Genomic DNA, 12,303 nt, shown 5'->3' on the forward strand with positions numbered 1-12,303 from the left:
ACGCCGCCCGGCTCGCCGAGATGCTCGACCACGTAGTCCCGCACGTCGTCACGCACCCCGTCGATGTCCCAGTCCGCCCAGCGCAACAACCGCTGCATCCCATCCGGAGACACCTCACCGGACTGCTCCGCCAGTGTCCAGCCGTTCTTCCGCTCCAACCCCGCGACCAGCCCGGACACATACTCCCGAGCCCGGCCCCGCGGCTCCGACCGCCTGAACCGTCCCGCGATCCGATCATGAACCCGATCCAGCTGCCCCATCACCACATCGACCACCACAACGATGATCTACCACACGACGACCAACTGCCGTTGCAGTACTAGGCTGCACCGCGTGGTCCGCTCCAGCTCGGCCGTCGTCGCGGGCCTGATCGTCACGCTCCTGCTCGGAATCGTGTACGCCGGTGACCGCGGCCCCGGCCCGTTCGATCAGTCGATCATGTCTCGGATCGAGGAGTCCACCGCGAATCAGGACACGCTGCTGCGGCTGCTGGTGCTGCCCACCGAGCCGATCGTGCTCCTCCCGCTGCTCGCCGTACTCGCGCTGACGGCGCTGCTCGGCCGAGGGAAGAGGGAACTCGCGCTCGTCCTGGCGGGCCCCGCCGTCGCCGTCGCGCTGAACACCTGGCTGCTCAAGCCCGCCTTCGGGCGCTACTTCGACGACCACCTGGCCTATCCCAGCGGACACGCGGTGAGCCTCGTCGCGGTGTTCACGGTGCTCGCCGTACTCGCTCGCCCCGGCGTCGCCACCCGCCTGGTGGTGGGTATCGGTGTGCTGCTCACCCTCGGTGCGGGGGTCGGGATGGCGGCCCTCGGCTACCACTACCCCACCGACGTGCTCGGCGCGGCGGCGTTCGCCATCGCGGTGGTGCTGGGCATCGCGGCCGGGCTCGAACGCCTCCCGGGCGCCGAGAAGTCAGCTCGCTGAGGCCGGTGTTTCCGCCGCGTCCCTGGCCAGTGCCGTCAGCCTGCTGACCGCACGCAGGTACTTCTTGCGGTATCCGCCGTGCACCATGTCCTCGTCGAACAGCTCGGACAGCCGCACGCCCGAGGTCACCACCGGGATGGCCCGGTCGTAGAGCCGGTCCGCGAGGGCCACGAGCCGCAGCGCCACCGTTTGGTCCGGCGCGGTCCGCACGTCGCGCAGGTGCATCACCGACACGCCGTCGAGCAGCCGCCCGTAGCGGGAGGGGTGCAGGCGCGACAGGTGCTCGCAGAGTGGGGCGAAGTCGTCCAGTGTCGAATCCGGCCGCCGCTCGGCCGAGGCCGTCAGTTCCGCGTCGCTCACCGGATCGGGTGCGTCGGGCAGGCCGCGGTGCCGGTAGTCGGGACCGTCCACCCGCACCACACCGAACCGCGCGGCGAGCGACTGGATCTCCCGCAGGAAGTCCTCGGCGGCGAACCGGCCCTCGCCCAGCCTGTCCGGCAGGGTGTTGGAAGTGGCGGCGACGTTCACCCCGGCGTCGGTCAGCTCGCGCAGCAGCCTCGTCACGAGCATGGTGTCGCCGGGGTCGTCCAGCTCGAACTCGTCGATCGCGAGCAGCCGGTGCTCCGACAGCCTGCGCACGGCCTCGGCGAACCCCAGCACGCCGACCAGGTTGGTCAGCTCGACGAACGTGCCGTAGGACTTCGGCGCGGGCACCTCGTGCCAGATCGAGGCCAGCAGGTGGGTCTTGCCGACGCCGAACCCGCCGTCGAGGTAGAGCCCCGGTTGCTCCGGACCGGCAGTGGCTCCCCCACCGAAGAGCGACCGCCACCCGGATCGGCGTTTCCGCCCACCGTCGGCGACCTCGTGCGCAAAGGCCGAGCACGCCTCTACGGCCTCGGCCTGGCTCGGTTCCTCGGGGTTCGGCACGTAGGTGGAGAAGCGCACGGCGTCGAACCGCGGTGGTGGCACCAGCGCGGTGATCAGTTCGTCCGCGCCGATCTCCGGCCATCGATCGGTGAGCGCTGCGGCAGGCATGGCAGCCAGGGTAATCAGGGGAAGCCGGACCACCGCGCCCGCGACCGGAGGATCGAGACCTGGCCCACCCGAATGGTCGTTTGCCGCCTCCCGTGTTGGGATGAGGGAGTGCAGATCCTGTGGCCGACACCGTCGGGTGAGAACCCGTCCGAATCGATGACCGATGCCGACCTCGAGCGGATCTACGACTACCCCGAGCAACTCGACCGACCGTGGGTACAGGTCAACTTCGTGTCCTCCGCGGACGGGGCCGTCACCGTGGACGGGCGCTCCGAAGGCCTGTCCCATCCGGCCGACAAGCGCCTGTTCCTGCTCGGGCGCGACCTCGCCGACGTGATTCTGGTCGGCGCGGGCACGGTGCTCGCCGAGGACTACCGGGGCGCCCGGCAGACAGAGCGAAGGGCCCGGCTCGATCGCGGCGGTGTCCCGCCGATCGCGGTGGTCACCAACCGGTGCACCATCCACCCCGACTCCCGCCTGCTCACCGACACCCACGTGCCGCCGATCGTGCTGACCTGCTCCGCCGCTCCGCCGGAGCGGCGAGCGGAACTGGCCGACGCCGGGGCCGACGTCGTACTGGCGGGTGAGCAGATGGTCGACCTGCACGCCGCGCTGAAGGCGCTGGAGGAGCGGGGCCTGCGCAGGGTGGACTGCGAGGGAGGGCCGCATCTGTTCGGCAGCCTGCTCGGCGCGGGCCTGGTGGACCAGCTGTGCCTGACCATGGCGCCACTGCTGGCTGGTCCCGGACCAGACCGGATCACCGCGGGGCCCGGAATCGAGAAGCCGCAGGACATGCGGCTGGCCTCCCTGCTCCAGGAGGACGACTTCCTGATGCTGCGATATCGCCGGGACCCTGGCGGGCTGGGGTGAGCACCGAGCCGACGGTGTCCGACGCCGTACTGGCCGGCCGGGCGGCCGGAGGCGACCACGCCGCCTTCGACCGCCTGGTTCGCAGGCACACCCCACGGATGTACCGGGTGGCGCTGCGGGTCACCGGAACCGCCGCGGAGGCCGAGGACGTCGTGCAGGACGCCTGGATCTCGGCGTGGCGGGCGATGGCCGGCTTCCGCAACGAGTCGGCGGTCTCCACCTGGCTGTACCGGGTCGTCACCAACACCGCACTGGGGCACGTGCGCCGCCGCAGGCCGACGGTCTCGCTCGACGCGGCGCTGTCAGGGCTGTCGGACGACGGCGGCGGGGCCCGGTCGTTCCTCGAGTCGGGTGTACTCGCCGACACGCGTGGTAGCCCCGAGGGGCTCCTCGTTCGGGCGGAGCAGGTCGACGCCGTGCTGCGTGCCATCGCGGAGCTCGACATGCCGCAGCGGGTGCCGTTGGTGCTCCGCGAGCTGGAAGGGCTGAGCTACGAGGAGGTCGCCGAAGTGCTCGACGTCAGCGTCCCGGCCTTGCGTTCCCGGTTGCACCGCGCCAGGGTGGCGTTGCTCGCGAAACTGAGGGAGCTGCGATGAGCACCGGCGAGGACCCGCGGAACGACCCGCGGTGGGACCTGGTCCGGGCTGCTGCCCGCGCTCCCGTGCCCACCCCGCCCGGATTGATCGCCCGCGTGCTCAGCTCCGTGCGCGGCGTCCGGGGCAGGCTGCTCGCCGAGCCACTCGAACTGCGGCAGCACGGCGGCACCCTGCGGATCAGCGAGAAGGTGATCGTGCTCCTCGCCAGGAAGCTCGGTGCGGACATCGGCGCGGAGGTCGGCGGGATCCACGTCTCCGCTGTCGCCATGGAGGACGGCGGCCTGGAAGTCCTGCTGACCGTGCGGTACGGCGTGCCGGCCGCGGAGGCCGCCGACACCCTGCGGCGCAGGCTCGGGGAAACACTGGTGGAACACCTCGGCCGCCTCGCACCCCCGGTGAACGTGCACATCGCGGACGTACACCGGAACTGAACCGCCGATAGCCCATTCGGGGGAGACAGCGGAAGATTGGGGCGGAAGGGGACATCGTAGAGGTCAGACGGCAACGGTTCGCGGAGCGCGACCCGGCACAGACTTCACCGGCAGGAAGGAAGCAAGCGTCATGGCGCAGACCGGAGAGGGCAGGAACGACAAGTCCGCCCCCGTGACCAAGCCCGGCACGACGACCGCGTTGAACGAGGACGACTCGACCGGAAAGACGACAATCTCCTCAGCGGTGGTGCAGAAGGTCTCCGGAATCGCCGCACGAGAGGTCTCCGGCGTGTACGCGCTCGGCGGGGGCGTGTCCCGTGCGTTCGGCGCGATCAGGGAGCGGATCCCCGGCTCGGGCACGGTCACGACGTCGGGAGTTTCGGTGGAGGTCGGCGAGAAGCAGGCAGCCGTCGATCTCGACATCGTCGTCGAGTACGGCGCGCGGATCGTCGACGTCGCCCGTTCCGTGCGCCGCAACGTCATCTCCGCGGTCGAGCAGATCACCGGGCTCGAGGTGATCGAGGTGAACATCGCCGTCAACGACATCCACCTTCCCGAGGACGACGAGGACGAATCCGAACAGCAGTCCTCCCGGGTCGAATGAGGCCTCTGTCCACACCGGAAAGATTTCGAAGGGGACGTCCGCAGACCGAAGGAGCCGATCCGATGAGTACCGACCAGGACACCGATCTCGCGGAGGCGATCGCGAAGGAGCTGCTCGCTCACCCTGCGGTGGTGGCGTTGAGCGGCGGCCCGCTGGGAGTACTCGCCACCCACCTGCCGGGCCGGAAGGTCACCGGCGTACGGGCGCCGGGCCATGGGGAACCCGTGGAGGTCGGCGTGGTCGTGCGACTCGGCGACCCGTTGCCGCAGGTGACCGAGGAGCTCCGGGCACGGGTGCGGACGCTCGCGGGCGCAGTCCGGGTGGACGTCACGGTCACCGACGTGCAGGCGGAGGTCCCCGCCCAGGCCCGTGCCGCGGAGCGGCGGTGACGTGAGTCACGAGCCGGATCGGGAGGCGCGGGAACGGGCTGAGTTCCGCGCGTTCGTCCGCGAGCACCATCCTGATGTCGGCGGCGATCCACAGGAGTTCCTGGCGGGGCTCGCCCGGTTCCGTGAGGCTCGCGGCCCGCGGTCCACTCGGCAGGGACCGGACGAACCGGGGCACGACCGGTACGACGCGCCCGTGTACTTCGCCGCGCGGGAGCCAGGAGTGGTCGGCAGGGTCAAGCGCTGGCGGCAGCGGCGCAGGCGCCCGCCGCGAGTGCGGTAAGCGGCGAGCCCGACACACAGCTTTCAACAAGACTCGAGGAGCCAGTGATGAACGCAACGCAGACCGGGATCATCGCGGGACTCGTGCTCGGCCTCGCCGCGGCGCAGAGTTTCACCACCTTCCTGATCACCCTCGCCGTCGGCGTGATCGGTCTCGTCGTGGGCCGCGTGCTCGACGGCGCGCTGGACCTCGGTGACGTGTTCGGCCGGGGCAGGGACAAGTGAGCATGCCCGATTCCCCGCCGCTGCCCGAGCCGGAGGAACGGGGATCGCTCTCGATCGGGCACACCGTGGTGCGCAAGGTGGCTCAGCGGGCCGCCGACGACGTGCCCGGCACCACGCGGGCGCAGCGGCGGGTCGCGGGACTCGGTGTCGGCGCGCACGGGGCCAACGTGCACGTCAGCGGCAGGGACAACGACGTCGACCTCGCACTGGACCTGGCCCTGCGCTATCCGAGCCCGGTGCGCGAGACCGCCTCGGCCGTGCGCGCGTCGGTGACCGAGGAGGTCGAACGGATCACGTCGTACCGCGTTCGCACGTTGTCGGTCACGGTGTCGGCGCTCGAGGCCGCGCGGCCGCCCCGCGTGCGCTGAGGCGCGGCCCCACCCGTCAAGGAGAGGAACAGAAGTGCGAGTTCTCGTCCGTCTACTGTCGACGTTGCTCGCCCTTGCCGCCGTGGTGATCGGCGCTGTCGTGGCGCTCGAGGTCGCCTGGCAGTGGTGGCGACCTGCCGAGGCACCGCTGCTGGCGCCCTGGCCGCGGTGGCGGGACGCCCTCGCGGAACTCACCTGGGACTCGGGTGCGGTCCGGGTGCTGGCCGCGGTCGTCGCGGGTGCGGGCCTGCTGCTCGTGCTCATCGCCCTGGCCGCACGCAGGCGCGGCGTGCTGTTGCATGATCCGGCCACCGACGTCAGCGTCAGCACCTCCCCTCGGTCGCTCGCCCGGCTGGTGGGCCACCGGGTACGTGCCCAGGACAAAGTGGAGCGGGCCACCGTGACCGCGAGCGCGAAGAAGGTGCGGGTGCGCGCGATCAGCACGATGGAGACGGAGGGCGAGTTGCGTCCGCGACTGCTGGCGACGGTGTCCGAACTGCTCGGTGAGATACCGCTGGCCAGGACTCCGAAAGTCTCCGTGGTCGTCGACTCACCGAAGGACCGCCGATGAGCCGTGCATCTGTGGCCGAGCGAGCCCTGGCCCGCTCCTACGGCGTCGAACGAACGCTGACCCTGCTGGTGGGGTTGCTCGCACTGGCGGCCGGCTGTGTCGTACTGCTGGTCAGCCTCGGCGTACTCGGGTCCTTCCGGGCACAGCGGCCGGTGCTGGATCCGCTGGCCGTGGACTGGTTGCAGGCGCGACCCGAGGCCCTGGTCAAGAGCATCGTGATCGCCGCCGCCCTGGCCCTGTTCGCCTGCGGGATGTGGTGGCTGGTTCGCTCGCTGCGCCCCGAACCCCGCCCTGACTTCGCCCTCGATCGCACGCCTGGCGAGGAGGTCACGGTGACCGCGACCGCGATCGCCGCGGCCGTCCAGGCCGACGCCGAGCAGGTGACCGGGGTGACCAAGGCGCGGGCGCGGTCCGTCGGCGACGAAGAGCAACCCGCGCTGCGGCTCAGTCTGTGGCTGCGGCAGGGCACCGACGTGCGCCAGGTGTGGGAGGAACTCGACATCACCGTGCTCGCCCCTGCCCGCGAGGCACTGGGGGTGCAAACCCTGCCGACGGCCGTCCGGCTCGAACTGGACACCGTGGACGGCCAGCGGGTGCGGTGACCGGCGCTTCCGGGGCAGAATGACGGCCATGTCGTTGCCGCTCACACCGCCCGTGAAGCCGATGCTGGCCCGCGCGGTGGCCAAGATCCCCGACTCCACGGACCTGCTGTTCGAGCCCAAATGGGACGGTTTCCGCTGTCTGGTCTTCCGGGACGGGGCGGAGATCACCCTGCAGTCCCGGGCGGGCAAACCGCTCAACCGGTACTTCCCAGAGGTTCTCGACCACGTCGCGGAGGTGCTTCCCGACCGGACGGTCATGGACGGTGAGCTGGTGGTGGCCGTGGGCGGCAGGCTCGACTTCGACGCGCTCAGCGAACGCGTGCATCCGGCGGAGAGCAGGGTGCGGATGCTCGCGGAGAAGACCCCGGCCCAGTTCGTGGCGTTCGACCTGCTCGCCCTCGGCGACGAGTCGCTCCTGGAACAACCGACCGACCATCGGCGGGACCGGCTCACCGAGCTCGGGGGCGCCGGACTGAACGTCACCCCGGCCACGGACGACCCGGCGACGGCGCGCCACTGGTTCACCCTGTTCGAGGGCGCGGGACTCGACGGCGTCATCGGCAAGCCGCTTGCCGAGGGCTACTCCCCCGGCAAGCGGATCATGCTGAAGTACAAGCACTCCAGGACGGCCGACTGCGTGGTCGCGGGGCTGCGCTGGCATGCGGACTCCGAGCCGGGCGAGGCTGTGGGGTCGCTGCAGCTCGGGCTCTACGACGAGGCGGGCGTCCTGCACCACGTCGGGGTGGTCGGCTCCTTCACCGTCGAGCGCCGCAGGGAACTGGCCGTCGAGCTGGCCCCGCTGATCACCGATGGGGAGCACCCGTGGCTCGGCGAGGCCACGACCGAGGGACAGCGGCTGCCGGGCGGGGTGAGTCGATGGCGGTCCACCGAGCAGCCGTGGGTGCCGCTGCGGCCCGAGCGGGTCGTGGAGGTCGGCTACGAGCACACCGAGGGCGGCATGCCGTCCCGGTTCCGCCACACGGCGCAGTTCAAGCGCTGGCGCCCCGATCGCGAGCCCACCTCCTGCGGCTACGAGCAACTCGAGGAACCCGCCCGCTACGACCTCGACGCGGTCTTCCGCGGCGAAGTGGTCCGCACCCGCTGACCCGCCCTTCCGCACTTCGCATGGTGCGTCTGCAAGTACCACCAAGCAAGATCGAACTCGCCCCCAACCACCACCAACCGGTAGGTCCCAACAGGGCACTAGGTAGCGGTTAGCGACGTTGTTGATCTTACTTGGGGGTACTTGCAGACACTCCATCCCGGGACGGGGCCCCGCGGGGGCCGCTCACGGGGTGCTTACGGGGGGCGTGGGAGAGTCGGTGGGAACCGTGCAGAGACAAGCTGTGCCGAGACAAGCGAGGACCACTCAGTGCGCCGTGGCTTCACCCCGGCCCCGCGCGGCCGGGGGCGCGGACCGGCTCCGGTCGTCGTGCTCACCGTGGTGGCGGCGATTCTCACCGGCTGCACCGCCGGACCGTCGAGTCGCCCCGCCGTCGTGGAGAACGACGGCCCGCCGCCGTCACAGGAACCCGCCGCCGAGACCGAGATCCCGCCACTGCCACCGCTACGGGAATCGAACTCTTCGTCGGTGCAGTGGTCACCCTGCGACGCCGACACCAGACAGCGCCTCGGATCGCCTGCCGTCCCTGATTCCCTCGAATTCAGCTGCGCCCTGGTGAACACCACTGTGGACGCTCCCGACCTTCCCCGCCGTGGTCTCGCGCGCATCGCCGTGCTGAAGGTCGGCGACGGCCCCATCCCGCTGGCCGTGGTCAACGACGTCGACGGCGAACCCGGCACGCTGTACGCCGCCCGGCTCGCCGCGAGCCTGCCACCTGCGGTGCTGGAGCGCTTCTCGCTGATCGGCATGGACCGCAGGGGGACCGGCCAGTCCGACCCGGTCGTCTGTGTCCCGCCCGAGATCCGGTCCGGCCTGCTCGGTCACGACCCGGCCACCGAGAACATCGAGCCCCTGCTGGAAACCGCCCGCACCGCGGGCCAGCAGTGCACGATCACCCTGGAGAACGAGCAGACCGCCATCGACAGCTGGCGCGCGGCGGGTGACCTGGAGGAGCTTCGCGACCAGCTCGGTGTCGAGCACCTGCACGCGCTGTCCCACGGCGAGGGTTCCAACGTCCTCACCGCCTACGGTGAACGCTTTCCCGACCGGGTCGGGCGGTTCGTGCTCGACGGCGTGCCCGACCCCTCCCATGATCTCGCGGCCACACTGGACGGCATCGCGGCCGGAGCACTCAAGACTCTCGACGCCTTCGCCGAGGACTGTGCCAGGCGCGGCTGCCCCCTCGGCGACGACGTCCGCGCAGCCCTCACCGACCTGGGCGAACAGCTTCGGACCCGGCCGCTGTTCACCTCGACGGGCACGCCGATGGGAGCAGGCCTGGCCCTGCACGCCACGCTGCGCGGGCTCGGTCAGCCGGAACGCTGGGCCGAACTCGCCACCGCGCTGGACGCGGCGCGCTCCGGCGACGGAACGAAGCTCGCAAGCTTCCTCGAACCGATGCTCAACGACACCAGGGCTGCGCCTGCCCGTCTCGACGCGGCACTCGCGACGTGGTGCAACGACACGTCCACCCGCCTGCCTGCCGACCGGATCGATCAGGTGGTGACGGACATGGCGGGCAAGTACCCGGTCTTCGGCGGCCTCGTCGCGCAGCGGCTTGCCTGGTGCGGCCCGTGGCCGGTGCGCAGGGAAGCCGCCCCGGACCCGAGCATGACCGGCGTGCCGCCGATCGTCGTGGCGAGCACAGCGGCCGATCCGGTGACCCCCGAGCGCGGCACCATCAGGGCGGCCGAGCAGATGCGCAGCGCCGTCCGCGTCGCCTGGCAGGGTGCGGGCCACGGCGCGCTGGAGTCGTCCTGCGTCGCGGGCGCGGTCGAGAAGTTCCTGGTGGACGGCGTCGTACCGGACGACGGGACGCTCTGCCCGGCATAACCGGGTGCCCCTGCGGGTTCGGTCAGGTGTCGTCCCTGGCCTTGCTGGGCTGCACCCGTTTGGGCTCCCCCGGCATCTTCGGATAGTCCGGCGGATAGGGCATCTCGCCGAGACCGTGCTCGCGCTCGTCCCGCGCGTACCACTCCAGCAGGGTCTCGATCCCGAACGGCCGCGCGTCCATGTCGGCATGCGGGTCGCCGTGCTCGGCCAGCCAGCCGGGCACGGTGGTCACGTCGAAGTCGTCCGGGTGCACCTCCGGCAGTTGCTCCCAGGTGAGCGGCGTGGAGACCGTCGCCTTCGGGGTGCCGCGGACCGACCAGGACGACGCCACGGTGCGGTCCCGCGCGGCCTGGTTGTAGTCCAGGAAGACACGCCCGTCGCGTTCCTCCTTCCACCACGCGATGGTGGCCTTGCCCGGCACCCTGCGCTCCACCTCCCGCCCGAGCGCGATCACCGCGTGCCGCACGTCGATGAAGTCCCACTCCGGCCGGATCCGCACCAGCACGTGGATGCCGCGCCCGCCCGAGGTCTTCGGATAGCCGGTGAGTCCCGCGTCGGTGAGCACGTCCCGCACCGCGGCGGCGACCACCACCGCGTCGTCGTATCCCGCCGAGTCCGGTGGGTCGATGTCGATGCGCAGTTCGTCCGGATGGTCCACATCGGGCCTGCGGACCGGCCACGGGTGGAAGTCGAAGGTGCCGAGATTCGCCGCCCAGGCGAGCACTGCCGGTTCCGTCGGGCACACCTCCTCAGCGGTCCGGCCGGACGGGAACGCGATCTGCACGCGCTGCACCCAGTCCGGGGCGCCCTTCGGCACTCGCTTCGCGTAGAAGAACTCGCCGGTCACCCCGTCCGGGAACCGCTTGAGCGTGGTCGGCCGCTCGCCGATCGCCCGCAGCAGCGGTTCCGCGACCGCGATGTAGTACTCGACCACGTGCCGCTTCGTGATCCCGCTGTCGGGGAAATACACCTTGCTCGGACTACTCACCCGGACGGTTCGTGTGCCGACCTGGTACTCCACCGGTTCACCGTTCTTGGCCACCCGCCCACCGTAGTCACCAGGACCGACGATCGGTGGCCAGAACGGACATCACGACCGTGTCGTGCCGCGTTCCGTCCCACAACAGGGCGTCGCGCAGCACTCCTTCGCGGACGAACCCGCACTTCTCGTACACCCGCTGCGCCCGCGTGTTGAAGTCGAACACCTCGAGGCCGACCCGGTGCAGACCGACGGTGGCGAAGGCGAAGCCGAGTACCAGCCGGGTGGCTTCGGTGCCGTAGCCGCGCCCGAAGGCGTGCGGGCCGGCCAGCGCGATCCGGAAGCTCATCGACTCGTTCAGCGCGTCGAGTTCGAACAGCACGACCTCGCCGAGAAACGCTCCGTCCTCGGCCCGGGTGATCGCCCAGTCGGCGCGGTCCGTCGCAGCAGGCCGGGCGGCGAGGTAGCGCTCGACCTGCTCTCTGGTGAACGTCGCGTGGGTACCCGTGTACCGGATTGTCTCGGGGTCGTGCAGCGCCACCCACATCTCGTCGAGATAGGAGTCGTCGAGGCCACGCAGCACCACGGTGTCCCCGTGCAGCTGCGGTTGTGTGGCGAGTGCCTCCTGGTTCAGCATCAGTCAACCGCACCACAGCGGGCCCGCTCGTGTCACCTGAGATTTCCGGTGGCCTACCGTGGATCCGTGCCCCGACGTGCCCAGCTGTTCCTCGCCTGCGTGCTGTTCATCGGGCTCGCGGTCGCGGGGTTCACCCTGCCGGTACCCAGTCCGGCGGAACTGCGCGCCTGGGCAGCGGGGGCCGGCGCGGCGACGCCGATGTTGTTCCTGCTGGTGTACGCGATGTTCACCGTGGCGCCGATCCCCCGTACCGTGTTCAGCCTCGCCGCGGGCCTGCTGCTCGGTCACTGGCTCGGGATCGTGATCGCGATGCTGGCCACCGCGATCTCGGCCGCGCTGGGATTCCTGCTGGCCAGGCTGCTCGGCAGGAACCTGGTGGCCCGGCACCTGCATCGGGGCGCCGTGCGGACCGTGCACGACCGGCTGACCGGAGGCGGTGTTCTCGCCGTCACCTCGTTGCGGCTGATCCCGGTTATTCCGTTCGCACCGCTGAGCTACTGCTGCGGAATGTCCGCGATCCGGCTTCCGCCGTATCTCGCGGGAACCGTCCTCGGCAGCTTCCCCGGCACGGCAGCGGTGGTGTTACTCGGCGACGCCCTCACCGGCAGCACACCTCCGGTGCTGCTCGCGTGTTACGGCACTTTCGCGGCGCTCGGGGCGTTCGGCCTGTACCGCGTCGTGCGCAGGGCGACTCCTCCAGCACTCTGTGCAGCCACCGAAGTCAGTGCGGCAACGGCGGATTCCCCGTCTCCCACCAAAAAACGTGAATTGGCGACCTGCCAGGCGGCTGCCGAAGATTCCGGCACATCGCCCGCTACACTCGATTGAGTGCGC

17 protein-coding genes and 1 pseudogene are annotated in these 12,303 nt (G+C 70.7%); 14 read left to right on the top strand and 4 right to left on the bottom strand.

Features of this window, described 5'->3' with window-relative positions:
• Window positions 1-278: pseudogene (locus BM199_RS19500) on the bottom strand (IS701 family transposase); the annotation flags it as partial.
• A 55-nt stretch (window positions 279-333) separates the two neighbouring features.
• Between BM199_RS19500 and BM199_RS19505 the strand changes: the two are divergent.
• A complete protein-coding gene (locus BM199_RS19505; RefSeq protein ID WP_245788467.1) occupies window positions 334-927 on the top strand; it encodes a phosphatase PAP2 family protein in 594 nt (197 codons plus the stop codon).
• On the opposite strand, the gene zapE is transcribed toward BM199_RS19505, so the two are convergent.
• Window positions 916-1,962 (bottom strand): cell division protein ZapE, encoded by a 1,047-nt coding sequence (zapE, locus tag BM199_RS19510; RefSeq protein ID WP_091674718.1) that lies wholly within the window; start codon window positions 1,960-1,962, stop codon window positions 916-918. The genes BM199_RS19505 and zapE overlap by 12 nt on opposite strands.
• Window positions 1,963-2,118: 156 nt before the next feature.
• Here zapE and BM199_RS19515 point away from each other — a divergent pair, with 156 nt between their 5' ends.
• The 12 genes from BM199_RS19515 (at window position 2,119) to BM199_RS19570 (ending at window position 9,853) form a co-directional block, all read left to right on the top strand.
• Window positions 2,119-2,832 carry a pyrimidine reductase family protein gene (locus BM199_RS19515; protein ID WP_245788468.1) on the top strand — a complete coding sequence of 238 codons (714 nt, stop codon included), beginning with the start codon at window positions 2,119-2,121 and terminating at the stop codon, window positions 2,830-2,832.
• Window positions 2,829-3,428: an RNA polymerase sigma factor gene (locus BM199_RS19520; protein WP_091674720.1), complete on the top strand. Its 600-nt coding sequence runs from the start codon at window positions 2,829-2,831 to the stop codon at window positions 3,426-3,428. The genes BM199_RS19515 and BM199_RS19520 overlap by 4 nt, the downstream gene beginning before the upstream one ends.
• Window positions 3,425-3,859 carry an Asp23/Gls24 family envelope stress response protein gene (locus tag BM199_RS19525; protein ID WP_091674721.1) on the top strand — a complete coding sequence of 145 codons (435 nt, stop codon included), beginning with the start codon at window positions 3,425-3,427 and terminating at the stop codon, window positions 3,857-3,859. The genes BM199_RS19520 and BM199_RS19525 overlap by 4 nt, the downstream gene beginning before the upstream one ends.
• Window positions 3,860-3,989: 130 nt before the next feature.
• Window positions 3,990-4,463 carry an Asp23/Gls24 family envelope stress response protein gene (locus tag BM199_RS19530; RefSeq protein WP_091674722.1) on the top strand — a complete coding sequence of 158 codons (474 nt, stop codon included), beginning with the start codon at window positions 3,990-3,992 and terminating at the stop codon, window positions 4,461-4,463.
• Window positions 4,464-4,525: 62 nt separating this feature from the next.
• The gene (locus BM199_RS19535) at window positions 4,526-4,852 is read left to right on the top strand and encodes a hypothetical protein (RefSeq protein ID WP_091674723.1); all 327 of its coding nucleotides are present in this window, start codon (window positions 4,526-4,528) and stop codon (window positions 4,850-4,852) included.
• A 1-nt stretch (window position 4,853) separates the two neighbouring features.
• A complete protein-coding gene (locus BM199_RS19540; RefSeq protein ID WP_091674896.1) occupies window positions 4,854-5,132 on the top strand; it encodes a hypothetical protein in 279 nt (92 codons plus the stop codon).
• 47 nt (window positions 5,133-5,179) lie between these two features.
• The gene (locus BM199_RS19545) at window positions 5,180-5,356 is read left to right on the top strand and encodes a hypothetical protein (RefSeq protein ID WP_091674724.1); all 177 of its coding nucleotides are present in this window, start codon (window positions 5,180-5,182) and stop codon (window positions 5,354-5,356) included.
• A gap of 2 nt (window positions 5,357-5,358) precedes the next feature.
• Complete coding sequence (locus BM199_RS19550) at window positions 5,359-5,724, top strand: Asp23/Gls24 family envelope stress response protein (RefSeq protein WP_091674725.1); 366 nt, start codon at window positions 5,359-5,361, stop codon at window positions 5,722-5,724.
• A gap of 34 nt (window positions 5,725-5,758) precedes the next feature.
• Window positions 5,759-6,295 carry a DUF6286 domain-containing protein gene (locus BM199_RS19555; RefSeq protein ID WP_091674726.1) on the top strand — a complete coding sequence of 179 codons (537 nt, stop codon included), beginning with the start codon at window positions 5,759-5,761 and terminating at the stop codon, window positions 6,293-6,295.
• The gene (locus tag BM199_RS19560; protein ID WP_091674727.1) at window positions 6,292-6,897 is read left to right on the top strand and encodes an alkaline shock response membrane anchor protein AmaP; all 606 of its coding nucleotides are present in this window, start codon (window positions 6,292-6,294) and stop codon (window positions 6,895-6,897) included. Before BM199_RS19555 ends, BM199_RS19560 begins: the two co-directional genes overlap by 4 nt.
• A 28-nt stretch (window positions 6,898-6,925) precedes the next feature.
• Window positions 6,926-8,002 carry an ATP-dependent DNA ligase gene (locus BM199_RS19565; protein WP_177242694.1) on the top strand — a complete coding sequence of 359 codons (1,077 nt, stop codon included), beginning with the start codon at window positions 6,926-6,928 and terminating at the stop codon, window positions 8,000-8,002.
• Window positions 8,003-8,269: 267 nt separating this feature from the next.
• Window positions 8,270-9,853 (top strand): alpha/beta hydrolase, encoded by a 1,584-nt coding sequence (locus BM199_RS19570; protein ID WP_177242695.1) that lies wholly within the window; start codon window positions 8,270-8,272, stop codon window positions 9,851-9,853.
• A 22-nt stretch (window positions 9,854-9,875) separates the two neighbouring features.
• Here BM199_RS19570 and ligD read toward each other — a convergent pair whose 3' ends face one another.
• Window positions 9,876-10,895, bottom strand: a complete 1,020-nt coding sequence (ligD, locus tag BM199_RS19575) for a non-homologous end-joining DNA ligase (RefSeq protein WP_091674729.1) — start codon at window positions 10,893-10,895, stop codon at window positions 9,876-9,878.
• Window positions 10,896-10,908: 13 nt separating this feature from the next.
• Window positions 10,909-11,469 carry a GNAT family N-acetyltransferase gene (locus BM199_RS19580; RefSeq protein ID WP_091674730.1) on the bottom strand — a complete coding sequence of 187 codons (561 nt, stop codon included), beginning with the start codon at window positions 11,467-11,469 and terminating at the stop codon, window positions 10,909-10,911.
• 66 nt (window positions 11,470-11,535) lie between these two features.
• Here BM199_RS19580 and BM199_RS19585 point away from each other — a divergent pair, with 66 nt between their 5' ends.
• The gene (locus BM199_RS19585) at window positions 11,536-12,297 is read left to right on the top strand and encodes a TVP38/TMEM64 family protein (protein WP_425425551.1); all 762 of its coding nucleotides are present in this window, start codon (window positions 11,536-11,538) and stop codon (window positions 12,295-12,297) included.
• Window positions 12,298-12,303: the final 6 nt, after the last annotated feature.

The organism is Amycolatopsis marina, from assembly GCF_900111885.1.
Taxonomy (GTDB): Bacteria; Actinomycetota; Actinomycetes; order Mycobacteriales; family Pseudonocardiaceae; genus Amycolatopsis; species Amycolatopsis marina.